Origin of the sequence: Streptomyces sp. NBC_00435, from assembly GCF_036014235.1 — a bacterium.
Taxonomy (GTDB): Bacteria; Actinomycetota; Actinomycetes; order Streptomycetales; family Streptomycetaceae; genus Streptomyces.
Genome location: NZ_CP107924.1, coordinates 432,662 through 459,319, shown reverse-complemented (window position 1 = coordinate 459,319; position 26,658 = coordinate 432,662). Strand labels below are relative to the sequence as shown.

25 protein-coding genes are annotated in these 26,658 nt (G+C 71.8%); 15 read left to right on the top strand and 10 right to left on the bottom strand.

Annotated elements, in window-relative coordinates; all coding sequences use genetic code 11:
- Positions 1 to 49: 49 nt before the first annotated feature.
- The gene (locus tag OG389_RS02110; protein WP_328296717.1) at positions 50 to 643 is read left to right on the top strand and encodes a HutD/Ves family protein; all 594 of its coding nucleotides are present in this window, start codon (positions 50 to 52) and stop codon (positions 641 to 643) included.
- Here the strand turns inward: OG389_RS02110 and OG389_RS02105 are convergent.
- Positions 631 to 1,788 carry an FAD-dependent oxidoreductase gene (locus OG389_RS02105; protein ID WP_328296716.1) on the bottom strand — a complete coding sequence of 386 codons (1,158 nt, stop codon included), beginning with the start codon at positions 1,786 to 1,788 and terminating at the stop codon, positions 631 to 633. The two genes, OG389_RS02110 and OG389_RS02105, sit on opposite strands and share 13 nt — an antisense overlap.
- Before the next feature lie 108 nt (positions 1,789 to 1,896).
- On the bottom strand, positions 1,897 to 3,333 hold the full coding sequence (locus OG389_RS02100; RefSeq protein WP_328296715.1) for an MFS transporter: 1,437 nt from the start codon (positions 3,331 to 3,333) through the stop codon (positions 1,897 to 1,899).
- A gap of 121 nt (positions 3,334 to 3,454) precedes the next feature.
- Between OG389_RS02100 and OG389_RS02095 the strand changes: the two genes are divergently transcribed.
- Complete coding sequence (locus OG389_RS02095; protein WP_328296714.1) at positions 3,455 to 4,060, top strand: TetR/AcrR family transcriptional regulator; 606 nt, start codon at positions 3,455 to 3,457, stop codon at positions 4,058 to 4,060.
- Between the two features lie 171 nt (positions 4,061 to 4,231).
- Complete coding sequence (locus OG389_RS02090; protein ID WP_328296713.1) at positions 4,232 to 7,627, top strand: CARDB domain-containing protein; 3,396 nt, start codon at positions 4,232 to 4,234, stop codon at positions 7,625 to 7,627.
- A gap of 12 nt (positions 7,628 to 7,639) precedes the next feature.
- On the opposite strand, the gene OG389_RS02085 is transcribed toward OG389_RS02090, so the two are convergent.
- Positions 7,640 to 9,451, bottom strand: a complete 1,812-nt coding sequence (locus tag OG389_RS02085; protein WP_328296712.1) for a galactose oxidase-like domain-containing protein — start codon at positions 9,449 to 9,451, stop codon at positions 7,640 to 7,642.
- A gap of 215 nt (positions 9,452 to 9,666) precedes the next feature.
- Between OG389_RS02085 and OG389_RS02080 the strand changes: the two genes are divergently transcribed.
- A complete protein-coding gene (locus OG389_RS02080) occupies positions 9,667 to 10,338 on the top strand; it encodes a DUF4360 domain-containing protein (RefSeq protein ID WP_443059191.1) in 672 nt (223 codons plus the stop codon).
- Positions 10,339 to 10,410: 72 nt separating this feature from the next.
- On the opposite strand, the gene OG389_RS02075 is transcribed toward OG389_RS02080, so the two are convergent.
- Positions 10,411 to 10,770, bottom strand: a complete 360-nt coding sequence (locus OG389_RS02075) for a DUF6204 family protein (protein ID WP_328296711.1) — start codon at positions 10,768 to 10,770, stop codon at positions 10,411 to 10,413.
- Positions 10,771 to 11,019: 249 nt separating this feature from the next.
- On the opposite strand from OG389_RS02075, the gene OG389_RS02070 reads away from it, so the two are divergent.
- A complete protein-coding gene (locus OG389_RS02070; protein WP_328296710.1) occupies positions 11,020 to 11,256 on the top strand; it encodes an acyl-CoA carboxylase subunit epsilon in 237 nt (78 codons plus the stop codon).
- Positions 11,257 to 11,339: 83 nt separating this feature from the next.
- Here OG389_RS02070 and OG389_RS02065 read toward each other — a convergent pair whose 3' ends face one another.
- Positions 11,340 to 12,989, bottom strand: a complete 1,650-nt coding sequence (locus OG389_RS02065) for an FAD-dependent oxidoreductase (protein WP_328296709.1) — start codon at positions 12,987 to 12,989, stop codon at positions 11,340 to 11,342.
- A gap of 284 nt (positions 12,990 to 13,273) precedes the next feature.
- Here OG389_RS02065 and OG389_RS02060 point away from each other — a divergent pair, with 284 nt between their 5' ends.
- The 7 genes from OG389_RS02060 (at position 13,274) to OG389_RS02030 (ending at position 18,560) form a co-directional block, all read left to right on the top strand.
- Positions 13,274 to 14,386 (top strand): SchA/CurD-like domain-containing protein, encoded by a 1,113-nt coding sequence (locus OG389_RS02060; RefSeq protein WP_328296708.1) that lies wholly within the window; start codon positions 13,274 to 13,276, stop codon positions 14,384 to 14,386.
- A gap of 105 nt (positions 14,387 to 14,491) precedes the next feature.
- On the top strand, positions 14,492 to 14,938 hold the full coding sequence (locus tag OG389_RS02055) for a cupin domain-containing protein (RefSeq protein ID WP_328296707.1): 447 nt from the start codon (positions 14,492 to 14,494) through the stop codon (positions 14,936 to 14,938).
- Entirely contained in the window at positions 14,935 to 16,209 is a 1,275-nt protein-coding gene (locus OG389_RS02050) for a beta-ketoacyl-[acyl-carrier-protein] synthase family protein (protein ID WP_328296706.1), read from the top strand. Before OG389_RS02055 ends, OG389_RS02050 begins: the two co-directional genes overlap by 4 nt.
- Positions 16,206 to 17,441, top strand: a complete 1,236-nt coding sequence (locus OG389_RS02045) for a ketosynthase chain-length factor (RefSeq protein ID WP_328296705.1) — start codon at positions 16,206 to 16,208, stop codon at positions 17,439 to 17,441. Before OG389_RS02050 ends, OG389_RS02045 begins: the two co-directional genes overlap by 4 nt.
- Before the next feature lie 18 nt (positions 17,442 to 17,459).
- The gene (locus tag OG389_RS02040; protein ID WP_328296704.1) at positions 17,460 to 17,717 is read left to right on the top strand and encodes a phosphopantetheine-binding protein; all 258 of its coding nucleotides are present in this window, start codon (positions 17,460 to 17,462) and stop codon (positions 17,715 to 17,717) included.
- 1 nt (position 17,718) lies between these two features.
- Positions 17,719 to 18,198 (top strand): SRPBCC family protein, encoded by a 480-nt coding sequence (locus OG389_RS02035; protein ID WP_328296703.1) that lies wholly within the window; start codon positions 17,719 to 17,721, stop codon positions 18,196 to 18,198.
- A 20-nt stretch (positions 18,199 to 18,218) separates the two neighbouring features.
- Complete coding sequence (locus OG389_RS02030; protein ID WP_328296702.1) at positions 18,219 to 18,560, top strand: TcmI family type II polyketide cyclase; 342 nt, start codon at positions 18,219 to 18,221, stop codon at positions 18,558 to 18,560.
- Between the two features lie 103 nt (positions 18,561 to 18,663).
- Here OG389_RS02030 and OG389_RS02025 read toward each other — a convergent pair whose 3' ends face one another.
- Positions 18,664 to 19,080: a hypothetical protein gene (locus tag OG389_RS02025; protein ID WP_328296701.1), complete on the bottom strand. Its 417-nt coding sequence runs from the start codon at positions 19,078 to 19,080 to the stop codon at positions 18,664 to 18,666.
- 175 nt (positions 19,081 to 19,255) lie between these two features.
- Here OG389_RS02025 and OG389_RS02020 point away from each other — a divergent pair, with 175 nt between their 5' ends.
- From OG389_RS02020 to OG389_RS02010, 3 genes are read left to right on the top strand one after another with little or no spacing between them, the layout of a single operon-like run.
- On the top strand, positions 19,256 to 20,503 hold the full coding sequence (locus OG389_RS02020; protein ID WP_328296700.1) for a sensor histidine kinase: 1,248 nt from the start codon (positions 19,256 to 19,258) through the stop codon (positions 20,501 to 20,503).
- Positions 20,491 to 21,147, top strand: a complete 657-nt coding sequence (locus tag OG389_RS02015; RefSeq protein ID WP_328296699.1) for a response regulator transcription factor — start codon at positions 20,491 to 20,493, stop codon at positions 21,145 to 21,147. Before OG389_RS02020 ends, OG389_RS02015 begins: the two co-directional genes overlap by 13 nt.
- Positions 21,144 to 21,962: a hypothetical protein gene (locus tag OG389_RS02010; protein WP_328296698.1), complete on the top strand. Its 819-nt coding sequence runs from the start codon at positions 21,144 to 21,146 to the stop codon at positions 21,960 to 21,962. Before OG389_RS02015 ends, OG389_RS02010 begins: the two co-directional genes overlap by 4 nt.
- Positions 21,963 to 21,965: 3 nt before the next feature.
- Here OG389_RS02010 and OG389_RS02005 read toward each other — a convergent pair whose 3' ends face one another.
- The 4 genes from OG389_RS02005 to OG389_RS01990 form a co-directional block, all read right to left on the bottom strand.
- Positions 21,966 to 23,384, bottom strand: a complete 1,419-nt coding sequence (locus OG389_RS02005) for a GH1 family beta-glucosidase (RefSeq protein ID WP_328296697.1) — start codon at positions 23,382 to 23,384, stop codon at positions 21,966 to 21,968.
- Positions 23,385 to 23,451: 67 nt separating this feature from the next.
- Positions 23,452 to 24,285 carry a carbohydrate ABC transporter permease gene (locus tag OG389_RS02000; RefSeq protein ID WP_328296696.1) on the bottom strand — a complete coding sequence of 278 codons (834 nt, stop codon included), beginning with the start codon at positions 24,283 to 24,285 and terminating at the stop codon, positions 23,452 to 23,454.
- A complete protein-coding gene (locus OG389_RS01995; RefSeq protein WP_328296695.1) occupies positions 24,282 to 25,181 on the bottom strand; it encodes a carbohydrate ABC transporter permease in 900 nt (299 codons plus the stop codon). The genes OG389_RS02000 and OG389_RS01995 overlap by 4 nt, the downstream gene beginning before the upstream one ends.
- Positions 25,182 to 25,187: 6 nt before the next feature.
- Complete coding sequence (locus OG389_RS01990; RefSeq protein ID WP_328296694.1) at positions 25,188 to 26,492, bottom strand: ABC transporter substrate-binding protein; 1,305 nt, start codon at positions 26,490 to 26,492, stop codon at positions 25,188 to 25,190.
- Positions 26,493 to 26,658: the final 166 nt, after the last annotated feature.

Here is a 26,658-nt window from a genome sequence, read left to right as displayed (position 1 = left end):
TAGGCTCCTCCGGGCCCGGGAAGTGGCTCCCGGGCCTGGAAGAGGTGTCATGACCAGCGAAGCAGCGATCCGGATCCTGCGGGCGGCCGACCGGCCGGCGGCCACGTGGAAGAACGGCGGGGGAGTCACGCGCGAGATCGCCGCCGGCCCCGAGGGCGCCGGGATGGACGATTTCGCGTGGCGTGCCAGCCTCGCCGAAGTCACCGCCGACGGGCCTTTCTCCGTCTTCCCGGGCGTCGACCGCATCCTCACCCTCGCGCAGGGGATCGGCATGGACCTCGACATCGGAGGCGTACGGCGGCTGGTGGACCGGCGGCACGCACCGCAGCGGTTCCCCGGGGACCGGCCGACGGGCTGCCGGCTGCTGGGCGGCCCGGTGGTGAACTTCAACGTGATGTACCGCCGGGACGCCGTGTCGGCCGGGACCGCCGTCGTACAGGGCGAGCTCGAGCTCACCGTCCGGCCCGGGGAGACGCTGCTGGTGGTCGCGTTGGAGGGGGCCGTCGGGCTCGAGGGGTCCGCCGGACTGGGCCCGTACGACGCGGCCCTGGTGACGGGGCCGAGGGAGCTCGCCCTGCGGAGCACCGGATGTGCGGCGGTGGTCCGGCTCACTCCGGTACCCGGCCGGGATCAGCCGGCGTAGGTGAGCATCCGCTCCACCAGGAGCTGCGGGGAACCGGCGCCGAAGCACAGGTCGAGGTTGTCCGCGGACTCCGCGGCGCGGGCCCCGGAACGCGGGAACATCGCCTCCTCGTAGGTGGCGAGGGCCCCCTCCGGGTCCCCGGGACGGGCCGCGACGGCGATGGCGAGCTCGGAGCCGTCGAGCATGGCCAGGTTGGCGCCCTCCCCGGCGAAGGGGGACATCAGGTGCGCGGCGTCCCCGATCAGGGTCACTCCGGGGGTGCGGGCCCAGTGATGGCCGACGGGCAGCGCGTGGACGGGCCGGGCGACGAGCGGGGCGTCGCTGTCCGAGACGAGTGCGCGCAGCCGCGGGTCCCAGCCGGCGAACCGTTCCAGGACGGCCTCCTTCGCGGGGGCGGACCCGGCCGCCGCCCACTCCTCGCCGGTCCGCAGGGCGGCGTAGACGTGCAGGCTGCCGTCCGGTTCCCGGTGGGCGAGCAGGCCGTGCCCCTCGTCGAGCGCGAACATCATCCCGCCGCCGACCAGGGCCGAGCCCTCGGGGTGGCGGGCATCGGCCTCGTACAGGTGCGCTTCGATGAAGGAGAGGCCGCAGTAGCGGGGGACGGCGGGCGAAAGCAGCGGCCGGACCTTCGACCAGGCGCCGTCCGCGCCGACGAGCAGGCCGGTGGTGAACGCGGACCCGTCGGCGAGTGTCACCTCGTGGACGCCGTCGCCGAGGGGGCGGATGCCGGTGGCCTTGGCGCCCCAGCGGACGGCGCCTGCGGGCAGCGAGTCCAGCAGGAGGTCGCGGAGCGCGGCGCGGTGCACCTCGGGGCGGCCGCCGTGCTCGCCGTTGGCGTCGCCCTCCCCGTCGCCCTCGTCGCCGTCGGTGTGCTCGAGGCGGACCGTGGCGTGGCGGTCCAGGATCCGCATGGCCTGGCCGCCGGGGAGCACCAGTTCGCGGAACCGGTCGTGGAGTCCGGCCGCCCGGAGCGCGGCCTGGCCGGACTCCTCGTGCAGGTCGAGCATGCCGCCCTGGGGGCGGGCGGAGCGGGAGGCGTCGAGGTCGAAGAGGGCCGCCTCGATTCCGTGCAGGTGCAGTACACGGGCCAGGGTGAGGCCGCCGAGTCCGGCACCGACGATCGCGATGGGGTGGTGGGTGGTCATGGTGGTGCTCCTCGGGTGAGTGGGTGAGTGGGCCAGTCGGTCAGTCGACCAGTTGGTGTGTGGGGCAGCCGGTGAGTCGCTGAGCCGGTCAGTCGGGAGGAGGGCCGGTCAGGCGCCGTGGCCGGGGCTCTCGGCGGGCACGCTGCGGGGCAGCAGTCGCAGGGCCGGGAGGCATGCGGTGGTGACGGCCAGGACGGTGACGAGGCTGACGGCCATGGCGTGGGCCGGGGCGCCGGAGTGGAAGTAGACAGTGGTGACGACGGCCGAGCCGATGCCGTTGGCGATCTGCTGGACGGCGGTGAGCGAGCCGCCGGCACTGCCCGCCTCCCCGGCCGAGATGTCGCCGAGGGTGATGTCGAAGATGGTGCCGAAGCAGGCACCCATGCCGAGTCCGGTGACGAAGACGGCCGGGGCCATCGCCCAGAGGGTGAGGTCCGTGCCGCGGCCGAGGACGAGGGCGAGCAGCCAGCCGGCCCCGGCGAGGGTGAGCAGCATGCCGGCCAGGATCAGCCTGCGGCCGAGCCTGCGGGTGAGCCCGGCCATGCCGGCGACGGCCGCGGCGATGATGCCGAGGGTCACGGGGAGCAGTCCGAGGGCGGTGTCGCCCGGGGTGGAGTGCAGGGCCTGCTGCATGAACAGGGAGGTCACGTAGAGCAGGCCGCTGGTGACCGCGAAGTACAGCATGCCGACGAACAGGCCCGAGGTGAAGCCCTTGTTCCGGAAGAGCGAGGGCTTGATGAGCGGTTCGGAGGCGGTGGACTGACGGCGTGCGTACAGGACGAGGGAGAGCACCCCGGCGGCGAGCGAGCCGAGTGCGGTCGCGCCCCAGCCGTTGCTGGAACCCTCGATCAGGCCGTACATCAGGGCGAACATCGTGAAGCCGAGGAGACCGGCGCCCAGGCCGTCCACGCTCAGGGAACGGTCACCGGCGTCGCGGGGCAGCAGCCGGGCGGCGGCCACGGTGCCGAACACACCGAGGAACAGGTTGATCAGGAAGACGGGGCGCCAGGACAGGCCCGCGAGGTCGGCGTCGATGAGCAGGCCGGCCAGGATCGGGCCGCCGACGGTGGCCGCGCCGAGCAGAGGTCCGAAGAGGTTGAAGGCCTTGCCCAGCTGCTCGCGGGAGAACGTCCTGGTCATGATCGCCATGCCCTGCGGGATGAGCAGCGCACCGAAGGCGCCCTGGAGCACGCGGGCGGCGATGAGGAGGGCCGGTTCGGGGGACAGCCCGCAGATCGCGGAGGCGGCGGTGAAGCCGGCCATGCCGATGAGGAACAGCCTGCGCTGTCCGAACTTGTCCCCCAGCCGGCCTCCCACGACCAGGAGCACGCCCATGGCGAGGGTGTAGGAGGAGCCCAGCCACTTGATGAGGCTCTCGCCGCCGCCCATCTCCCGGACGATCGTCGGCGCGGCGATGTTGGTGACGGTGGAGTCGATCATGTCGAGGGCGTCGGCCAGCAGGACCAGCCCGAGGATCAGCCAGAAGGCGGTGGTGGAGGGGGAGGCCGCTGCTCGGGGCGGCCGGAGTTCGGCTACGGAGGACATGACGGTCTCCTTGATCGGGAGGGGGAGGGGGCGGTCGCCCCGCTCCAGAAGAACATAATGACTATGAAAGTGCAATCGCTACACTTTCATAGTGACTCCGGCGGGGCTCTATGCTGGACCCATGACACGCATTGACAAGCCAGAGGCAGAATCGGACGGCCCCGGGCGACGCGAACGCAAAAAGGCCGCAACCCGGCAGGCGCTCGCCGACGCCGCCCTGCGACTGTTCCTGGAGAAGGGGTTCGACCAGGTCAAGGTCGCCGAGATCGCCGCGGCGGCGGACACCGCACTGACGACGCTGTTCGCGCACTTCCCTGGCGGGAAGGAAGCGCTGATCCTCGAGGACGGCGCCGAGCGTGAGGCCTCCCTGGCCGCAGCGGTGCGCCGCCGGGCCCCGGGGGTGCCGGTACTGGCGGCCCTGCGCGCATTCTTCGCCGGCCGGGGCCCCTTCGACCCGGACCCGGCACCGGAGTTCCTGCTCAAGACGGAGCTCGTCGCCGCCACGCCCGCGCTGCGCGCCTACGCCCGCCGGATGTGGACCGGCTGCGAGGAGGCCCTGGCGGAGGTGATCGCCGAGGCGTGCGGACGCCCGGCCGACGACCTCTCGCTGCGGATCCTGGCCCGCTACGTCCTGGAGATTCCCGATCTCGCGAGCATGGGGCCGGACCCGCGCCGGGCCCTGGACCTGGCCTTCGGCCACCTGGAGCGCGGCTGGCCCGGGGTGTGATCCGACGTCGCGTCCGTGCGCGAAGCGTTGACAAAGTCGTCATCTGATAGAAACCTGTGGCGCCATGGCCGCATATCAGCGATCAGATCACTCAAAAAATTAATAACGCTGCGCAAGTTCGCGGCAGGCGCAGCTGCGCCGGGCCGGTCCCCTCATGGAACAGAGGACAGCATGAGATGGAAGCAAGGCGGCCGGCTGATGCTGGCCGGCACGGTGGTCGCGGGGCTGGTGTCGGTCGGACTCCTGCCCGTCACCTTCGCCGCCGCCGCGGGCGGCCCCAACCTCGCCCTCGGCAAGGCGGTCACCGCGAGCGGATCCCTCGGCGGATACGGGGCCTCAGGGGTCACCGACGGCAACCAGGGCTCGTACTGGGAGGGTCCCCCGGGAACCTTCCCGCAGTGGGTACAGGTCGACCTCGGCGGCGCCAAGGCCGTCGACCAGGTGGTGCTGAAGCTGCCCACCGGGTGGGAGGCGCGGACCGAGACGCTGACCGTGCAGGGCAGCACCGACGGGAGCACCTTCAGCACGCTGTCCGCCTCGGCGGGGCGGGTGTTCAACCCGGCCCAGTCCAACACGGTGACCGTCGGCTTCACCGCCGCGACCGTCCGCTACCTGCGGGTGGGCGTCACCGCCAACACGGGCTGGCAGGCGGCCCAGATATCCGAGCTCGAGGTGTACTCCGCCGACGGCAGCGGCGGTCCCGGTGACCCGGGTGATCCGGGCACTCCGCCTCCCGTCGGCGTCAACCTCGCCAAGGGCAAGCCCATCGAGGGCTCCTCCACCACCCAGTCGTTCGTCGCGGCCAACGCCAACGACGACAGCGTGACCAGCTACTGGGAGGCGGGGTCCCAGCAGTCCACGCTGACCGTGAAGCTCGGCTCCAACGCCGACGTCACCGGGGTGGTCCTCAAGCTCAATCCGGACCCCGCCTGGTCCAACCGCACCCAGAACTTCGAGATCCTGGGCCGAGAGCAGTCGGCGAGCGGGTTCACCACCCTGAAGGCCAGCGCCGGCTACGCGTTCAGTCCCAGCGGCAACCAGAACACCGTGACGATCCCCGTCACGGGCCGGCTCGCCGACGTCCAGCTGAAGTTCTCCGGCAACACCGGGGCGGGTGGCGGCCAGGCCGCCGAGTTCCAGGTGATCGGCTCCGCCGCACCGAACCCGGACCTGACGGTCCCGGACCTCTCCTGGTCCCCGTCCGCTCCCTCCGAGAGCGACGCCGTCACGGTCAACACCACTGTCCGCAACGCCGGTACGGTCGCTTCCCCGGCCACCTCCGTCAACGTCAGCCTCGAAGGAGCCGTCGCGGGCAGCGCCCCGGTCGGCGCCCTCGCCGCCGGCGCCTCGGCCACCGTCCCGGTCGCCGTCGGCAAGCGCCCGATGGGCAGCTACACCGTCTCCGCGGTCGTGGACCCGGCCGGCAGCGTCGCCGAGCAGGACGACACCAACAACAGCCGCACCGCCGCCGCGAAGCTCGTCGTCGGCCAGGCTCCCGGCCCCGACCTGGAAGCCCTCTCCATCACCACCAACCCGGCCAACCCGGCCGTGGGCGCCCCGGTCTCCTTCACCGTGGCCGTACACAACCGGGGGACCACCGGGGTGAGCGCGGGCAGCGTCACCCGGCTGGTCGCGGGCGCCACCACGCTCAACGGCCCGACCTCGGCGATCGCCGCCGGCGAGACCGTGAACGTGGCCGTCAACGGCACCTGGACGGCGGTCAGTGGCGGGGCGACCCTCACCGCCACCGCCGACGGGACCGGCCTCGTCACCGAGACCAACGAGAACAACAACAGTTACTCCCGCGCCGTGGTCGTGGGCCGCGGAGCTGCGCTCCCGTACACCGAGTACGAAGCGGAGGCCGGCAGTTACACCGGCGCGCTGCTGCGGAGCGACGCCAAGCGCACCTTCGGGCACACCAACTTCGCCACCGAGTCCTCGGGCCGCGAATCGGTCCGCCTCGCCTCGGCCGGCCAGTACGTGCAGTTCACCTCGACCAACCAGGCCAACTCCATCGTCGTGCGCAACTCCGTCCCGGACGCGGCGAACGGCGGCGGCGCGGACGCCACCATCAGCCTCTACATCAACGGCAGCTTCGCCCAGAAGCTGAACCTCACCTCCAAGCACAGCTGGCTCTACGGCAGCACCGACAGCCCCGAGGGCCTGACCAACACCCCCGGCGGCGACGCCCGCAGGCTCTTCGACGAGTCCCACGCGCTGCTCGCGCAGAGCTACCCGCCCGGCACCACCTTCCGCCTCCAGCGCGACGCGGGCGACACGGCCCCGTACTACGTCATCGACCTGGTCGACCTGGAGCAGGTGGCCCCGGCGGCGCCCAAGCCCGCCGAGTGCACCTCGATCACCGACTACGGCGCGATCCCGAACGACGGCATCGACGACACGCTCGCCCTCCAGAAGGCGGTGACGGCGGACCAGAACGGGCAGATCGCCTGTGTCTGGATCCCGCAGGGCCAGTGGCGCCAGGAGCAGAAGATCCTCACCGACGACCCGCTGAACCGCGGCCAGTTCAACCAGGTGGGCATCAGCAACGTCTCCATCCGCGGCGCGGGCATGTGGTACTCCCAGCTCTACACCCTGACCCAGCCGCAGGACGCGGGCGGCATCAACCACCCGCACGAGGGGAACTTCGGCTTCGACATCGACGACAACACACAGATCTCCGACATCGCCATCTTCGGCTCGGGCCGGATCCGCGGCGGAGACGGCAACGCCGAGGGCGGCGTGGGCCTGAACGGCCGCTTCGGCAAGAACACGAAGATCACCAACGTGTGGATCGAGCACGCCAACGTCGGTGTCTGGGTGGGACGCGACTACGACAACATCCCGGCCCTGTGGGGTCCCGGTGACGGCATCGAGTTCAGCGGCATGCGGATCCGCGACACCTACGCCGACGGCATCAACTTCGCCAACGGCACCCGCAACTCCACCGTCTTCAACTCCTCCTTCCGTACGACCGGTGACGACGCCCTGGCGGTGTGGTCCAGCAAGTACGTGAAGGACCAGTCGGTCGACATCGGCCACGACAACCACTTTCGCAACAACACCGTCCAGCTGCCGTGGCGCGCCAACGGCATTGCCCTCTACGGCGGTTACGGCAACACCATCGAGAACAACCTCATCTACGACACCATGAACTATCCCGGCATCATGCTGGCGACCGACCACGACCCGCTGCCCTTCTCCGGGCAGACCCTGATCTCGGGCAACGGGCTGTTCCGCACGGGCGGCGCCTTCTGGGGCGAGGCCCAGGAGTTCGGGGCGATCACCCTCTTCGCGGCCAACCTGCCCATCCCGGGCGTCACCATCCGCGACACCGACATCTACGACTCGACGTACGACGGCATCCAGTTCAAGACGGGCGGCGGAACCATGCCCGACGTGAAGGTCACCAACGTGCACATCGAGAAGTCCAACAACGGGGCCGGCATCCGTGCCCACGGCGGGGCCCGCGGCAGCGCCACCCTGTCCAACGTCACGATCACCGGCTCGGCCGACGGGAACATCCTGGTCGAACCCGGATCGCAGTTCGTGATCAACGGCGGGTGATGCCGGGGCGGTTCACCGCCTGCCGAGCTTGACCCACCTCGCGGCGCTGGGCACGCCCTTCCCGTCGAGGAGGAACAGCATGTAATAGCCGGGCGGGGCGTCGGCCGAGGTGGCCGGCGCCCGCAGCCCGATCGTGCGGCCGCGGACGCCGGTCGTGCGCAGCTCAAGATGGCGCTGGCTGGTGTTCACCGCGTGCGTGACGGTGGTCGGCGCCAGCAGGACGGCGCGCCGCACGTCGGCGGCCGTCGAGCTCTCGACGGAGAACTCCGCGTCGTGGGCCAGCTCCCCCGCCGGAACCCGGTCGAGGGACGGCCGGGCGCCCCGGTGCAGGTACGAGGGCTCGTAGATCTCGATCGAGCCGTCCATGCCGTCCTTGATGTCCGGATCGTTGGCGATCTGCTGCAGCTCGTCCCCGGTGACCATGACCCGGCCGTCGGGCAGTACCAGGGCGTTGGAGTGGTAGCCCCGGGGGAGCCGCTGGGCCGGTCCCAGGCGCCACCGCCCGTCCGCATCCCGCAGTTCGGTCCGCCGGAACTTCAGGTCCGCCTTCGGGTTGAACGGCCCGAATCCGTAGTCCCGGGTGTCCTTCGCCCCGTTGACCGTCAGCAGCGTGCCGTCCGGCAGGATCAGCGTGTCGTCCTGGGTCCGGCCGAAGGCACGCGGCTCCTGAGTGGTCCAGGCGCCGCCCGACAGCCGGTAGGTGTTCGGATCGAGCGGGTCCCCGCCGAGCACCAGCACCGAGTCCGGGCCCCTGAATCCCGCCGGGAGCGGCACGGCGGAGCCGTAGCCCCGGAAATCGGCGGGCCGTCTGGGCAGGTCGGTACGGGTCTGCGCGCGCGGGTCGAAGAGCCACTGCTGGTCGGCGTCGCGCCCCAGGCCGTAGACCATGCCGTCCCGCAGCGAGAACAGGTGCGGGTAGTCGTTGCGGAACGGCGCGTCCGACCGCAGCCGCTGGGAGGAGATGTCCAGCGGGATGTCGAACGGCCGCCAGGGCACCGGCTGCCCGAGCGCGGGGAACCGCTCCACCACCGGGGTGGGGGTCCCCGTACCGCGCTCGGACTGGCCGGACATGATGATCTGCCGGCCGTCCGCGCCCGTCACCACCGAGGGGTACCAGCGGCCCACCGCCATGTCGCGATTGCGGTACCAGCCCTCGGTCCACGGGTCGAAGACGAAGGACAGCTTCGCGCCGCTGCCACCCTTGCCGCCCGTGTTGCCCCCGAACACCCCCAGCATCCCGTTGGGGAGGAAGGAGTGCCCGGCGCAGAAGAACGGCGCCGGCCGCGGTGCGTGCGTACCGTCGGGCATCAGGACGACGGGCGGGGTGACCTTCTTGAACGCACGGGCGCCGGTCCCCTTCGCCGGGTCCCACAGGTAGGCGCGGCCCGCGTTGGCCGGCCCGATCCGGTTCGTGGGACCGGTCTCCTTCGTGGGGTCGGTCTCCACCCGGGAGAAGGAGAAGAGCAGTACCTTGCCGGTCGGCAGCTGGGCGACGTGCACGCCGAAGTCGGGAGCGGGGAAGTAGTCGGTGAACCGTCCCGAGAGCGCCGGGTCGAAGGCGGAGTTGGCCTCGCGCTGCGAGGCGGCGAGCGACGCCAGGCTCCCGATGCGCCGCGCCTGCGGATACTCCCCGGCGTCCTTGGCCGCGCGGCGCAGCTCGGCGTGCGCCCGCGCGTGGTCCGCGCCGACAGTCGCGGCCTCCGCCGCCTCGGTCGCGCCCTCGGCGTCGTGCCCGGGGGTCGCGGCGGCGGGCGTGGCCGCGAGGACCAGGGCGGAGACGATCGCGGCGGCGGACGACACGACGGACCGTGGCAGGCGGCGCATGGGACTCCTCGGCGCAGGCGGTTCCCGCGAGGCGCTCATAGTAGGAAATGCCCGCGCGAATCCCTGGCGTGACGCGATCCGGGCCCGGCCCGTGAGCCATTCGGCCCTTCCGTGCGCGGTGATCGAACGTTTCTGCAGTGAATGGGCCCGGCCATCGGGGTGATGCCGCGCACCCGGTCACCGACCGGGTCCCCGCGGACCGCTTCCATGGCCGGGTGATCAAAACACTGCGCATCGCGCTCGGCGCCGCCGCCCTGACGGGCAGCCTCCTCGCGCTCCTGCCCGCCTCCGCCGCCGGAGCCACCGCCGGCCCCGGCACCCTCGCCGCTCCCTCGGACAAGGTGACCGTCGACGTCGCCACGGTCAACGGATCGGGCTGCCGGCCGGGCAGCGCCACCGTGGCCGTGGCCGAGGACAACTCGGCCTTCACCGTCACCTACAGCGAGTACCTGGCCGCCGCCGGCGGCAACAGCTCCCCGACCGACAGCCGCAAGAACTGTCTGCTCTCCCTGATCGTGCACGTCCCGCAGGGCTACACCTACGCCGTGGCCCAGGTCGACTACCGGGGCTTCGGCAGTCTGCAGCCCGGGGCGATCGGCACCCAGAAGGCCAGCTACTACTTCCAGGGCATGAAGCAGACCGACTACCGCACCCACAGGTTCCAGGGCGCGCTGGAGGACAACTGGCAGGCCACCGACACCACGGGCATCGAGGCCCTGGCCTTCGCCCCCTGCGGAGAGCTGCGCAACTTCAACATCAACACCGAGCTGCGTGCCGAGGTCGGCACCTCGGACCCGTCCAGGACCAGCTTCATGGCGCTCGACTCCACGGACGGCAGCATCAACAGCGTCTACCACTTCTCCTGGAAGAAGTGCCCGGCCCGCTGAACCGGCCCTGGCACCGCTCGGACAGGCGGCCCGCCGCGTTGCTCCTTCCCGGGAATCCCGTCAGGAATCCCGTCAGGAGTCCCCGCGCGCGGCCGCCTGCCGCTGGCGCTTGCTCAGGGGGGCCAGCGTGAGGTCCTGGGCCTGGGAGGTGATCCGCTTGAACCCGTACCCGCGCTCGGTCAGCCAGGTCTCGGCCGCCAGCTCGGCGTGCGCTGTCGCGTCCAGGATGTCCTCCTCGGCCTCGCCCCCGGCCAGGAAGCGGAAGGTGAAGAAGGGCCGGGCGGCCACGTCGTAAGTGAGGTTCCCCTCGGGGGTGAACCTCGCGCTCAGCATGTCGTGCTGCGCGGCGTCCGCGAGGAGCGCCGCACGCTGCTCGTCGGTGAGGCCGTCGAAGGACCCCCGGACGGTGATGCGGAAGGTACGGGTGCTCATCCCTCCACACTAGGTCGCCCCACTGGCCCGCCGCACCGGGATTTCCGGCGGCCCACCACTCCGACGGCCCAACGGGCGCTCGCCTCAACAGCCCCGTCACCGTCCGGGCCGCACGGCCCTGGCCTGGGCCGTCGTCGATTTCCCCGGTATGCCGGGCGTGTCGCGCGCCACTAGCGTCGGGTGCGTCCGGAGTCCCTGGTGATTCCGCGAGGGGGGTCCTGCTGTCCGCCTGTGCGAGAGGCCGAGCCGATGCTGAAGGACGCTCCGATAGCCCCGATAGCCAGCCTGCTCCGCGTGGAGAAGGGCGTGGCCGCCCCCGAGGAACTCGCCGCCATCGCGGTGGTCGTCGCCTGCTTCGCACGCCGGAACAGTGCCGGCGGAGGGCAGGCTCCCGCCAGGACCGCCAGGACAGCCAGGTCCCCCCGCCCCCCGCGCCACGCACACCACGGCTCCGGCTGCTGGGCGGGCTGCTGGGCCTGCGGCTGACGCGCTCCGGCACCCACGAAACGCCCCTGCCCCCGGCCCGCTTACGGGCCGGCGGCAGGGGGACCAACCGGTGAGCCGGCCGGTCAGGACCGGCGCAGCACCGCCGACATCGCCCCGGACAGAGCGGCCTCGGGATCGGCGTCCGCCCCCTCGGAGCGCCACGCGACGAACCCGTCCGGACGCACCAGCACCGCTCCCGCCTCCGGCAGCCCGTGCACCGCGGTCCAGTCGGCGCCGGGCTCCTGCAGCAGGTCGGCCCCGGAAGCGGACCCGTTCCCGGCCGACCCGACCCCATACGTGTCGAGCTTCGCCGCCAGCCGCTCGGCCACCCGCCGTCCCGCCTCCTGCCAGGGCGAGCCCGCGCCGCAGAGCAGCACGAACGAGCGCTCGTACAGGTCCAGCGTGGAGACCCGCTCACCGTCGGCCCGCGTCAGCCACATGTGCGGGGCCCGCGTGCCGACGTCGCCCTTCATACGCATCCCCTCCGGGATGACCGGCCGGTCAGGGGAGCCGCCGACGAACGCCCCGCGCGGGTACGCGTACGCCATCGCCGTCGTCAGGACCCCGCTGCCCGGTCCGCCTCCCATGGTCGGCGGCGGCGCGTACCCCGGGTGGCTGTGCTCCGCCGAACGGGCGGACGCGCGCTCGGCGGTCGCCAGGGCCACCGGCAGCCGCTCGGCCTCGTAGCTGTCCAGCAGCCCGATGCCCGCCGATCCGTCGAGGACCGCCGCGATCTTCCAGGCCAGGTTGTGCGCGTCCTGGATGCCGGTGTTGGAGCCGAACGCGCCCGTGGGGGACATCTCGTGGGCCGCGTCGCCGGCCAGGAACACCCGCCCGGACGAATACCGCTCGGCGACCCGTTCCGCCGCGTGCCAGGGAGCCTTCCCGCCGACCTCAACGTCCAGGTCCGGTACGCCGATCGCGGCCCGGATCTGCTCGACGCACCGCTCCTCGGTGAAGTCCTCCAGGGTCTCGCCCCGGTCCGGGTGCCACGGCAGGTGGAACACCCACTGGGTCTCGTTGTCCACCGGCAGCAGCGCCCCGTCCGCACCCGGCTTCATCAGGTAGCAGACGATGAACCGCAGGTCACCCAGCACCTCGACGAGCCGCCGCGAACGGAAGGTGACGCTGACGTTGTGGAACAGCTCGCCGCTGCCCGTCTGGGGGATGCGCAGCTGCTCGCGCACGGGGCTGCGAGGACCGTCCGCCGCGATCAGGAAGTCCGCGCGCACGGTGATGTGCTCGCCCGTCTCCCGGTCCTTGACCAGGGCGTTCACCCCCGTCGCGTCCTGGTCGAAGCTCATCAGCTCGGTGGAGAACCGTACGTCGGCGCCCTGCGCGCGGCTCTGCGCGGCGAGGATCGGTTCGATGTTGTTCTGACTGCACACGCACCAGCTGCTCGGGCTGAACTTGCTGAGCGCGCCGGCCGGGTCGATGGCCTTGACCAGCCACTTGTGGTCGCCGCCGAGCAGGGACTCCGTCTGCAGGATGCCCATGTTGTTCTCCAGCGCGGACGCGGCCTGCCGGATCGCGCCCTCCGCCCCGGCCACCCGGAACAGCTCCATGGTCCGGGCATTGATACCCCGCCCGCGCGGGTGGTCGGAGGTGCCGGCGTGCTTCTCAACGACCAGGTGCCTGATGCCGTGGCGGCTCAGGAACAGTGAGGTGGACAAGCCCACGAGGGAGCCGCCCACGACGAGAACCGGTACGCGAACATCTGCGGTGTCTTCCATCAGCTGCGAGCTCCAGATTTCTGTGTGGGGGAGTGGACTCTTTATGCCCCCGATCGACAGCCAAGCCCAGGAGATACGCCGCTTGTCACCCGCTTGATCCGGAGATGTAGCGGTACGTCCCCACCCGGATGACGATGAGCGACAGCGGTTCCCCCGAGGACGCCCCGGCCCGCCGTCCCCGTTACGGCCGCCGGGCCGGGGCGGCCACCGCCCACGACGGACGAGGGTCCGTACGCGATGGAACTCCAAGCCCTCACGAAGGGCCCTCACCAAGGAGTGAGCAGATGACGACCACCCTGTCCGAACGGGTGTCACAGTCCGCCTTCGACGGCTCCATGCTCCGCGTCGTCCTGCTGATGGACCTCCACGAAGGAGCCCAGCAGAGGTTCTTCGAGGCCTACGAGCAACTGCGCCACGACATCGCGTCGGAACCCGGCCACATCAGTGACCAGCTCTGCCAGTCCTTCGAGAACCCCTCGCAGTGGCTCATCACCAGCGAGTGGGAGAGCGCGCCGCAGTACCTCGCATGGGTCAACAGCGAGCACCACGCCGAGCAGGTGCGCCCCCTCGGTGCCTGTGCCCGCGCCATGCGCCCGCTCAAGTACACCGTCCTGCGCGAGACCGGCCGCGGCTACCAGGACGACCGGCGCTCCGTCGGCGCGCGACTGCAGGAATCCCCCCGGCTCGGCGCAGGCATTGTGCGCCACGCCCTGACCTTCACGGTCAAGCCCGGCAGCGAGAAGGACGTCGCGGCGCTCCTCTCCAGCTACGCCTCCCCGGACGCGAACGTGGACGGCCACACCCGGCTCTGCCGGACCACGCTGTTCATGCACGGCAACCGGGTCGTGCGTACGGTGGAAGTCCGCGGCGACCTGATGGCGGCACTGCGGCACGTCTCCGAGCAGCCCGAGGTGCGGGCCGTCGAAGAAGCCATCAACCCCTACCTGGAGCAGGACCGTGATCTGGGCGACCCCGAGTCCGCCCGGATGTTCTTCATGCGGGCCGCGCTCCCCGCCGTCCACCACGTCGCCGCGCGCGAACCCGACGGCGCGGACCGCTCCGACGTACGGCGCCACGCACTGTTCTACCCGGCCAAGCCGGGGTGCGGACCGGCACTGGCCCGGTTCCTGGCCCGGCAGGACGAGGAAGCGGCCCACCGTTCGGACCCCGCGACCGTGAGCAGCAGCATCTTCCAGCGCGATGACATCGTCGTACGCCTCATCGACGTGCGCGGCCCGCACGACGCCGGCCTGGAGACGGCATTCGGCATCCGCGGACCGCGCAAGGCGGCCGTCCTCGCCCGGCTGATGGTGCCGTCCGCGGACGGGACCGCCGAGTCCGCCGTCCGTCACACCATGAGCCTGATCACCGACCGCCGGGCCCCCGCCGAGAGTTGACCCGCGGCAGTACCCACGGGCCCAGAGCCCACCGCGCCCCGGCCCCCAGGACCCCCCACCCAACAGCCCCGTCCAGGCTTCGCACCGCCAGGAGGAACCCCAGCCATGACCAGACAACGCCCACCGCACATCGTGGACCTCAGTGAGACGCAGCCCAACACGAGGCGCGGCGGCGACCTGAGGGCCGTCCTCACACCGACCTCGGTGGGCTGCACCAGCGGCTTCATGGGCCTGGCCGTCATGGCGCCGGGCGAGCACATCGCAGAGCACTACCACCCGTACTCCGAGGAGTTCGTGTACGTGGTCAGCGGGACGCTGGAGGTTGACCTCGACGGCGAGGCCCACCCGCTGCGCACCGACCAGGGACTCCTCGTCCCCCTCAACGTGCGCCACCGGTTCCGCAACGTGGGGGACACCGAGGCACGGATGGTCTTCCACCTCGGACCGCTGGCCCCGGACCCGAAACTTGGGCACGTGGACACCGAGGAGGCCGTCCACCCGGAGGGTTCCGCCTGGGAGCGGCCGCCGGACCGCGCGGGAGTGGTCTCGTGACCCGCCGACGGGTGGCCGTCACCGGGGTCGGCGTCGTCGCCCCCGGCGGCATCGGAGCCTCCGCCTTCTGGGACCTGCTCTCCAACGGCCGTACGGCCACGCGCGGAATCACCCTCTTCGACCCGACCGGCTTCCGCTCCCGGATAGCCGCCGAGGTCGACTTCGATCCCGCCGAGCACGGACTCGGCGCCGAGGAGGCGGCCCGGGCGGACCGGTACATCCAGTTCGCCCTGGTCGCCGCCGCCGAGGCGCTGCGCGACGCGGGTCTCGACCTCACCACCGACGATGCGTGGCGCACCGGAGTCTCCCTCGGCACGGCCGTGGGCGGCACCACCCGCCTGGAACACGACTACGTGGCCGTCAGCCAGTCCGGCGCCTGGTGGGACGTGGACCACCGGCTCGCCGGGCGCCACCTGCACCGGGCCTTCACCCCGGCCACCCTGGCCTCGGCCGTGGCGGAGAAGACGGGAGCGCGCGGCCCGGTCCAGACGGTCTCCACCGGCTGCACCTCCGGGCTCGACGCCATCGGATACGCCGTCCACTCCATCGCGGAGGGCCGGATGGACGTCTGCATCGCCGGCGCCTCCGACTCACCCGTCTCACCCATCACCGTGGCCTGCTTCGACGCCATCAAGGCCACCTCGCCCAACAACGACGACCCCGCCCACGCGTCCCGGCCCTTCGACGCCGACCGCGACGGCTTCGTCCTCGGTGAGGGCGGCGCCGTCCTCGTCCTGGAAGAGCTGGAACACGCCCGGGCCCGCGGTGCGACCGTCTACTGCGAGATCGGCGGCTACGCCACCTTCGGCAACGCCCACCACATGACCGGGCTGACCACCGAGGGCCTGGAAATGGCTCGCGCCATAGAGACCGCCCTCGCCCAGGCCCGGATCGGCGCCGACGAGATCGACTACGTCAATGCGCACGGTTCGGGGACCAAGCAGAACGACCGCCACGAGACCGCGGCGGTGAAGCGGGTCCTGGGAGACCACGCCTACAAGACGCCGATGACCTCCATCAAATCCATGGTGGGGCACTCCCTCGGCGCCATCGGGGCGATCGAACTGGCCGCCTGCGTCCTGGCGATGACCCACCAGGTCGTACCGCCGACGGCCAACTACGAAACCCCCGACCCGGAGTGCGACCTGGACTACGTCCCGCGCGTCGCCCGCGAGCGCGAGCTGCGCAGCGTGCTCTCCGTCGGCAGCGGCTTCGGCGGCTTCCAGTCCGCGGTCGTCATGACCCGGCCCAAGGAGGAGGTGGTCTCGTGAGCGGCCGTACGGTCATCACAGGCATCGGAGTCGTCGCGCCCAACGGGATCGGAGCCGGCGCCTTCTGGAAGGCGACCCAGTCGGGCACCACCGCCCTCGGCCGGGTCACCCGGGAGGGCTGCGAACACCTCCCGCTGCGCGTCGCGGGCGAGGTACGGGGTTTCGACGCGGCCTCGATGATCGAGGAGCGCTACCTCGTACAGACCGACCGCTACACCCACCACGCCCTCGCCGCGGCCGACCTCGCCCTGGAGGACGGCCGGCTCGGCCGGGCCGACTACGAGGACGATCCCTTCTCGGTCGGTGTGGTCACCGCGGCAGGCTCCGGCGGCGGTGAGTTCGGGCAGCGCGAGCTGCAACACCTTTGGGGACAGGGACCGCGTTACGTCGGCCCGTACCAGTCGATCGCCTGGTTCTACGCCGCCAGCACCGGGCAGATCTCCATCCGCCGGGGCCTCAAGGGTCCCTGCGGAGTGGTGGCCGCCGACGAGGCGGGCGGACTCGACGCCTTCGCGCACGCCGCCCGGGCGATCCGCCAGGGCAGCCGGGCCATGCTCGTGGGAGCCACCGAGGCACCACTGGCCCCGTACTCCATCGTCTGCCAGCTCGGCTACGACGCACTGAGCACCCACGACGACCCGGAGCGGGCCTACCGGCCGTTCACCGACAAGGCCTGCGGGTACGTACCCGCGGAGGGCGGCGCGATGTTCCTCGTCGAGGACGAGGAAGCGGCCCAGCGCCGCGGCGCCTCCGTCCGGGCCGTCCTGGCCGGGCACGCGGCGACCTTCACCGGCCCGCACCACTCCGAGACGGCGGGCGAGTCCGGCGAGGGCCTGGCCCGCGCGATCCTGGGAGCCCTGCGGGACGCGGGCTGCGCCCCCGAAGAGGTCGACGTGGTCTTCGCCGACGCGCTCGGCACCCCGGAGGCCGACCGGGCCGAGGCGGCCGCGATCGTCTCCGCCCTCGGGTCCCACGGGCGCAAGGTACCGGTCACGGCACCCAAGACGGGAACGGGCCGGGCCTATTGCGCGGCCCCCGCCCTGGACACCGCCGCCGCGGTCCTCGCCCTGGAGCACGGCATCGTCCCGCCCACGCCGAACGTCTTCGACGTGTGCCACGACCTCGACGTGGTGACCGGCAGCGCCCGCACCGCGGAGCTGCGCACCGCGCTCGTGCTGAGCCGGGGCCTCATGGGCTCCAACGCCGCGCTCGTCCTCCGTATCCCCTCCTAGAGACAGAAGGAGCCGCTCATGTCCGAACGACTGACCGTCGAGGAGCTGGCCGCCCTGATGAAGTCCGGGGCCGGTATCACCGTCGACCCGGCCGACATGAAGAACCGCCCGGAGTCCCTCTTCGACGACTACGGCCTCGACTCGCTGGGTCTGCTCGGCATCGTCGGGCTGCTCGAGAACCAGCGCGGCCGGGCCCTGCCCACCGACGCGGACCGCTGCAAGACGCCCAAAGAGTTCCTCGAACTCGTCAACACCAGCCTCATGACCGGAGCTTGACATGGCAGGACACACCGAGAACGAGATCACCGTCAAGGCGCCCCTGGACACGGTCTGGGAGATGACCAACCATCTCCCGAGCTGGCCCGGGCTGTTCAGCGAGTACGCCTCGCTGGAGATCCTGGAGGAGGACGGGCCCACCACCCGCTTCCGCCTGACGATGCACCCCGACGAGAACGGCACGGTGTGGAGCTGGGTCTCCGAGCGCACCCCCGACCCCGTCACCCGCACCGTACGTGCCCGACGCGTCGAGACCGGCCCGTTCGAGCACATGGACATCCACTGGCAGTACTTCGAAGTGCCCGGCGGCACCCGGATGGTGTGGACCCAGGACTTCGCGATGAAGCCGCAGGCGCCCGTCGACGACGCCGGGATGACCGCGCGCATCAACAGCAACTCCAAGATCCAGCTGGAACTGATCCGGGACAAGATCGAACAACGCGAACGCGAGAGCCGCACGCCCGCGGTCAGCCGCGTCTGAGACGAAAGGCAGCACACCGGATGCACCGCGCTCTCATCGTCGCCCGTATGGCGCCCAAGTCCGCCCCCGACATCGCCGAGCTCTTCGCGGCCTCGGACGCGGGCGAGCTGCCGCACCTCGTCGGAGTGACCCGCCGCAGCCTCTTCCAGTTCGGCGACGTGTACATGCACTTCATCGAGTCCGACCGGCCCCCGGGCCCGGCCATCGCCGAGGTGACCAGTCACCCGGAGTTCCGGGACCTCAGTGACCGGCTCACCGCCTTCGTCAGCCCGCACAACCCGGAGACCTGGCGAAGCCCGAAGGACGCGATGGCCCAGGAGTTCTACCGCTGGGAGCGTCCGAGCGGCTCCCGTACGGGCTGACCGTACGAGGACCGCCGCGCGACCGGCAGGCCTCGGGCCCCGTACCCACCTGGTACGGGGCCCGCCGCCGTGTCCGGCCCCCCGCACCCCCACCCACCCCGCATCAGGCACGGCGCACCGCCACCGCCGCGCAGGCCACCGCCAGCGGCAGCTCCGCCCCGGCCGCGAGGAGCAGGGCCAGCGTCTGCTCGCTCCCCGCCGAGGTCGTCACGTCGAACCAGGCGTCCGTCACCAGCAGCGCCGCCGTCGCCGCCGCCAGCGGAACCACCCGGGGATCCTGCCGGCGCAGCATCAGCCCCGTCCCCGCCAGCCCCGCCGCCAGCATCAGGTCCAGGCCTATCCACGCCGTCGCCCAGTTGGACACCTCGGTGCTCTGCGGCAGCGTCCTGGCCAGCACCACCATCCACGGCGCCAGCGCGATCCCGGCGCCCGTGAGCACCGTCGGCAACCACACCCCGCCACGGGCAGCGCAACTGCGGGCAGCGGAACGGGGGCGGAACTGCGGGGCGACGAGGGCCATGGCTGCGGATCTCCTTCCGCCCCGCGGTCGGTCCGCCGGGCACACCACAAGACTCGGCCGCCGGGCCGCCGGAATCAGTAGCCCCACTGTCCGAATCGGGGGTGGTGCCAGCTACACCCCGAAGCGGATACCAGGGGGAGTGCAACGTCCTGGCCAGGGCGATTACCGTACCCACATGGAAAGTTCCGGCGCGCTGCGGCGCGCACTCGGCTGGGCCGCGGCGCACGCGCCCTGGTCCGCATGGGCCTGGCGCAACACCGCCTTCACGGCGGCGGCGATCCCGCCCGCCCTACCGCTCGCGCTCGGCTTCCTGCTCCTGCTCACCGCCCCCGGGCACAGCCCCGTCCCGCTGCTCCTCGTCGTGGCACTGTCCCCGTTCCTCACCGCCCTGCAGCGCGACCGCTGCTGGTCGCTGCTCGGCATCGACATACCGCCCGTGGTCCGTGAACACCCCCTGCGCAGCTTCCGCGGACTGACCGAGCGGCTGCGCTCCGAGGCGACCTGGCGCCAGTACGGCTACCACTTCCTGGTCAGCCCGCTCGCTGCCCTCGGCGGCGGCGTGCTGGTCCTCACCTGGGCCGTCGGCGCGGTCTGCGCCACCGTCTACGCGTGGTCCTGGGCCCTGCCCGGGACCACCGGACCCGGCTGGACCCGCCAGTACGACGTGCTGACCGCGGTCGGGGGCCTCCTCCTGCTCGCCGCACCCTGGTTCGCGGCCCTCCTGGGCCGGCTCGACTCCGGCGCGGCCCTCGCGCTCCTGGGTCCCAACCGGGCCCGTGAACTGGAACGCCGCGTCGAGGACCTCGCCGAGAGCCGGGCCGGCGTCCTGGACGCCGCCGATCTCGAACGCCGCCGCATCGAGCGGGACCTGCACGACGGAGCCCAGCAGCGACTGGTCGCCCTCGCCATGAACCTGGGCATAGCCCGCGCCACCCTCCCCGGACTGCCCTCCGAAGCCAAGGCCGTGATCGACGAGGCACACCGGGAGGCGAAGGAGGCCATAGAGGAACTGAGCAGCCTCGTACGGGGACTGCACCCGGCCGTCCTGGAGGACCGGGGACTCGACGCCGCGCTCTCCGGCATCGCGGCCCGCGCCCCGCTGCCCGTCGAGCTGACGGTGGATCTCCCCGCCCGCCCGGACCCCACGGTGGAGGCCGTCGCCTACTTCGTCGTCTCCGAAGCCCTCGCCAACGTCGCCAAACACGCCAGCGCCAGCCGCTGTTCGGTCCTCGTCACCCGCACCGCCAACGACGTTCTGCGCCTCACCGTCACCGACGACGGAGTGGGCGGCGCCGACCCGGCCGCGGGCACCGGACTGACCGGCCTGCGCAAACGAGTAGGGTCGGTCGACGGAAACATCATGATCGACAGCCCCCGCGGGGGCCCGACCACCGTGACTGTGGAGCTGCCGTGCGGGCCGTGATCGCCGAGGACTCCGTCCTGCTGCGCATCGGACTGGTCAAAGTCCTCGAAATGGCGGGATTCGAGGTGGCCGCCGAAACCGGCGACGCAGAAGCCCTCCTCGCCGCCGTCGACGAGCACCGGCCCCAACTCGCCCTAGTGGACGTCCGGATGCCACCCGGATTCACCGACGAAGGCGTCCGCGCCGCCCTCATGATCAGGCAGCAGAGCCCCGCAACGGCCGTCCTGCTCCTCTCCCAGTACGTCGAGGAGCGCTACGCCGCGGACCTGCTGGCAGTCCCGAGCGGCGCGGGCATCGGCTACCTCCTCAAACAACGCGTCGCCGACGTCGAGGAGTTCATCGAAACCCTGCGCCGGGTCGCCGGCGGCGGGACCGCACTGGACCCGCAGGTCGTGGCCCAGCTCCTGGTGCGCCGCGGCGGCGGCCCCGACCCGCTCGAACGCCTCACCCCGCGCGAGCGCGAGGTCCTGGCCCTGATGGCGGAAGGCCGCTCCAACACCGGGATCGCCACCGAACTCGTCGTGAGCGAGAGCGCCGTGGCCAAACACATCAACAGCATCTTCGCCAAGCTCGACCTGCCCGTGGCCGACGGCGACCACCGCCGGGTCCTCGCCGTCCTGCGCTTCCTGGACGGCACCCCGTGACGCCGGCGGCACCGCACGGGCGCCCCCGGCACCGGCTCGCCTGGATCCTCGCCGCCCTCCTCGGCGCGGTCTTCGTGGTCCTGCCCACCACCTTGCAGGCCGGAGCGTACGGGGTCACCCGCACCGGTATCCTGCGCGGCGGCAGCGCGGGACGCCCGGTGACCGCCCTGCACATCGCGGGCTCCGACACGAACGTCACGGTCCGCCCGCGCGGGGACCAGGAGGTCGGCTACCGGGCCGAGATCGCCTGGTCGCGGAGGAAGCCCGTCATCGAGGAGAGCTGGCAGGACGGCACCCTCACGCTCACGCCGCACTGTCCCGACGAGGACTCCGTCCTGGGTGCAGGGCTCTCCTGCTCCGTCCAGCTCGGGGTAGCCGTCCCCGCCGGTCTCGCGGTCACGGTCACCGCCGATTCCGGCCGCGTCGACATCAGCGGCCTCGGCGGCGCCGTCGACGTCCGGGTCGACTCCGGACAGGTCCACCTCAGCGCGATACGCGGTGCGGTCCGCGCCCGCGTAGGCTCCGGCAGACTGGTCGCCACGGGCCTGACCTCGCCGGAGTTCGGGCTCGCCGTCGGATCGGGCCGGGCCGCCGTCGACTTCCTCGCCCCGCCCGGGGAAGTGACCGCCGAGATCGGAGCCGGCCGCCTCGCCCTCACCGTCCCCGAGGCCACCCGCTTCCGGGTCACCACCCGGACCGGCTCGGGCCGCGTCGACCTCGCGCCCGCGCTCACCGACCCCGGCTCCGCGCGCACCCTGGACCTCGGCGTCGGCTCCGGCCGGGTCGACGCCCGGTACCTGGACCTGCTGCCCTGAACCTCACGGTGCGAGTCCGCCCCGGGCGATGACCTCCGCGTACCAGCGGGCACTGTCCTTCGGCGTGCGCCGCTGCGTCGCGAAGTCGACGTGGACGATGCCGAACCGCTTGCTGTAGCCGTACGCCCACTCGAAATTGTCCAGCAGCGACCACACGAAGTACCCGCGCACGTCCGCCCCGTCGGAGATCGCCCGGTGCACGGCGGCCAGATGCCCCCGCAGATAGGCGATGCGCTCCGGATCGTGCACCGCCCCCTCGGGATCGGCGTAGTCCCCGTACGCCGCGCCGTTCTCCGTGATCAGCAGCGGTACGCCGGGCAGCTCGTCGCGCAGCCGCGTCAGCAGCTCGTACAGCCCGCCCGGATCCACGGGCCAGTCCATCGCCGTACGGGGCCCCGGCGCGGGCAGGAACCGTACACGGCCCTCCGCCCCGGGCCAGGGGGACGGCGCCGGATCCCCCGGCGGGGTGCCCGGGCCGGCGGCCGCGACCACCGTGGGGGAGTAGTAGTTCAGGCCCAGCCAGTCGATCGGCTCTGCGGTCACGGCCAGATCGCCGTCCCGGACGAAGGACCAGTCCGTGAGCGCCGCGGTATCACGGACGAGATCCGGCGGAAGCCGCCCGTGGAACACCGGATCGAGGAAGATCCGGTTCCCCACCGCGTCGATCCGCCGCGCCGCGTCCAGATCGGCGGCCGAGTCCGTCAGCGGCCGCACCGCGTGCGCGTTCAGGGTCAGCGAGACCTCCGCCGACCGGGGCAGCGCCGCGCGCAGCGCCCGTACGCCCAGCCCGTGGGCCAGGTTGAGATGGTGAGCGGCCCGCAACGATGCCCCGGGCTCCGTGCGGCCGGGCGCGTGCACACCCGAGGCGTAGCCGAGGAAGGCCGCGCACCACGGCTCGTTGAGCGTGGTCCAGCTCGCCACCCGGTCCCCGAGCGCCCCCGCGACACGGCCCGCGTACTCGGCGAACCGCTCCGCCGTGTCGCGGTGCGGCCACCCGCCGGCGTCCTCCAGTTCCTGGGGCAGGTCCCAGTGGTAGAGCGTGGCCACCGGCCGGATCCCGGCCTCCAGCAGCGCGTCCACCAGCCGCCGGTAGAAGTCGAGCCCGCGCTGCGCGGCGGGGCCCCGTCCGGTGGGCTGCACCCTGGGCCAGGCCACCGAGAAGCGGTAGTCGCTCATGCCCAGCCGCTTCATCAGGCCCACGTCCTCGGCCATCCGGTGGTAGTGGTCGGCAGCCGTGTCCCCGGTGTCCCCGCCCAGGACCTTGCCCGGGATCCGACTGAAGGTGTCCCAGATCGAGGGTGTACGGCCGTCCAGCGCGGCCGCGCCCTCGATCTGATAGGCGGCCGTCGCCGTGCCCCACCGGAACCCGGGGGGAAAGCGGAGCGCGGCCCCCGTGGCGCGGGCCCCGTCGACTGTGGTCATGGAAGGACTCCTGAAGGGAAGTGGGGAAGAGGGGGAGTGGCGAGCGGGGAAGCAGGCGAGCGGGGGCTCAGCCCTTGACCGCGCCCTGCATGATGCCGCCCACGATCTGCCGGCCGAGCAGTCCGAAGACCAGCAGTACGGGCAGGGTCCCGAGCAGCGTGCCGGCCATGATCACGGACTGGTCGTGGACGTATCCGCCGCCCAGCTGCCGCAGCGCCACCTGCACGGTCGGCTCCTGCGAGGACAGTGCGACCACCGGCCAGAAGAAGTCGTTCCAGGCCGTCATGAAGGTCAGCAGACCGAGCACGGCCATGGCCGGCCGGGCCACCGGCACCACGATCGACCAGAAGACGCGCGCGTACGAGGCCCCGTCGACCCGGGCCGCCTCGATCAGCTCGTCCGGCAGCGACTGCGCGAGGAACTGCCGCATGAAGAACACACCGAAGGCGGAGACCAGCCCGGGCAGCACGACCGCCTGGAGTTGGTTCACCCAGTGCAGCTTCACGATCAGCATGAACAGCGGGATCACTCCCAGCTGCGGCGGGATCATCATCGACGCGACCACGGTGCCCAGCAGCGCACCGCGCCCCCGGAAACGCAGCTTGGCGAAGGCGAAACCGGCGAGCGTGGAGCACAGCACCGTGCCGACGGTGATCCCACTGGACACGATCAGGGAGTTGAGGAGGGCCTTGCCGATGTCCGCCTCGTCCAGGACCGCCTGGAGGTTGGCCACCAGCCGGGGCCCGGGCAGCAGCGCGGGCATCGGCCGCGCCAGATCGGCATTGGAGCGGCTCGCCGCGACCAGGGTCCAGTACAGCGGGAACGCCGAGACCAGGACCGCGCAGACCAGCACCCCGTAGGTCAGCCGGCCACCGCGCCGGGCTGCGGGTGAGGAACTCATCGGCCGGCCTCCTTGAGGGAACGGCGGCGCGCGAAGAGGGCGTTGACCCCGACCAGCGCCACGATCAGCAGGAACATCACCCAGGCGATCGCCGCCGCCCGGCCCAGGTGGAAGAAGCCCCAGCCCTGCTCGTACATGTACAGGCCGAGTGTCTGGTACTGGTGGGAGATGCCCCCGGACACGGAGCCCTCGAAGAGCAGCGGCTCCCCGAAGAGCTGGGTGGCGCCGATGGTGGAGACCACGACCGTGAACACGATGGTGGGGCGCAGTCCGGGCAGCGTCACGTGGAGGAACTGCTGCCACTTCGAAGCCCCGTCGACCTCGGACGCCTCGTACAGCTCGCCGGGGATGGACTGCATGCCCGCCAGGTAGATCAGCGTGTTGTAGCCGGTCCAGCGCCACACCACGATGGACGAGACGGCGATCTGCGAGGCCGCCGTCCCCGTCTGCCAGTCCACCGGATCGAAACCGACCAGCCCCAGAAGGGTGTTGACGAGCCCGAAGTCCCGTCCGAAGAGCTGCGCGAAGATCAGTGACGCCGCGGCCACGGAGGTCGCGTACGGCAGCAGCAGCGCGGTGCGGAAGAAGGTCCGGGCCCGCAGCCGATAGTTGAGGACGTGGGCCAGGCCCAGGGCGATCAGCAGCTGCGGCACCGTGGAGAGCGCGCCGATGGTGAAGGTGTTGCGCAGGGCCGTCCAGAAGAACGGATCGGTGAACAGGGCGGTGTAGTTGTCCAGGCCCCGCCACTGCATCTCGCCGGGGTTCTGCAGCTCGACGCGGTAGACGGAGACGTAGGCCGTATAGAGGAGCGGGAACAGCCCGAAGGCGGCGAAGAGGGTGAAGAAGGGTGCGACGAAGGCGTACGGGGCGAGGGCCTTGCGGGCGGTACGGGTCACGGTCGCTCAGCCCAGGGCGTTCTTGACGGCCTTCTTCGCGTTCGACCAGGCCGTCTCCGGCGGCGTGCCCTTGCGCTCCACCTCGCTCAGCGCGTTGGTGATCTGGTCGGCGACGTCCTTGTCGTGCACTCCCAGCACCTGGACCGGGGACTTCTCGGCGGCGTCACCGAAGATCTGCCCGATCGGCGCGTCCGAGAAGTAGGGGTCCCTGGCGTCGGCGATCTGCCCGATGGCCTTGACGGCGGAGGGGAAGTTGCCCTGCTTGCGGAAGAGTTCGGTCTGCTGCTCGGGCGCGGTCAGCCACTTCACCAGCTCGTACGCCTCCTTCTTGTGCCGGGCGGCCCGGGGGACAGCCAGGTAGGAGCCGCCCCAGTTGCCCGCGCCGCCGGGCAGCTTCGCCACGTCCCATTTGCCCTTGGCCGTGTCCCCGGCCTGCCCCTTGATGTAGCCGAGCATCCAGGCGGGGCACGGCATGGTGGCGAAGGAGCCGGAGGCGAAGGCCTGGTTCCACGGTGGGGACCACTGGTCCAGCTTGGCGCTGAGGCCGTCCGCGGCGGCCTTGACCGAGGCGTCCCAGGCGGACTTCACCGCGGGGCTGTTCTCGTAGATCAGGGTGCCGGAGGCGTCGTAGTACCGCTCCTTCGCCTGGCCGACCATGACGGCGTTCAGGCTGTTGACGCTGTCCAGCCAGGAGCTGCCGGCCGGTGCCTTGGCCCGGTACTGCCGGCCGAGCTCCAGATATCCGTCCCAGGTCGCCCACGCGGTGGCCAGTTCCGCACGGTCGGTGGGCAGACCCGCCGCCTTGAAGAGGTCGCTCCGATAGCACATGGCCTCGGGACCGACATCCGTGCCCAGCCCGAGCACCTTGCCGTCCCCGGTCGTCGCGGCCGCCCACTTGGCCTCGGCGAACTCGCCCTGGAGCGCGGCCGCTCCGTACTCCTTGAGGTCCGTGAACCTGTCGGCCTGCTTCCGTGTCACCGAGGCTATCCGCCCCATCTCGAGGGCCTGGACGTCGGCCAGCCCGCCGCCGCCGGCGAGCCGGGTCTGGAGGGACTTCCAGTAGTCCTGCTCGTCCTCGGTGTCCGTCTGCTTGATCTTGATGTTCGGGTGGAGCCGCTCGTACTCGGCGTAGAGTCCGGCCTCCTGGTAGCCGAAGGCGCCGAACAGGTCGACGGTGAGCGTGACCTGTCCGCCCGCGCCCTCGGGGGACTTGGCGTCGGACCCGGATCCGCAGGCGGCCAGGAGGGCTCCGGTCAGGGCGACGGCGCCGAGGCGGAGCGTGGTTCTCCGGGCGGGTCGGGGGTTGGACATGGTGCGGTCTCCTCGGCTCGGCGGATGCGTTGGTTCCGAGAGTGCTTTGAGAGCGCTCTCAGAACGCGACTGGAGCGTGCACCCCACAGCCGTGCCCCGTCAAGAGCCGTGCGCCGGACGGCCGGGAATCGCCCCGGTCACCGGCGCCGGAGCACGATTCGGTCCC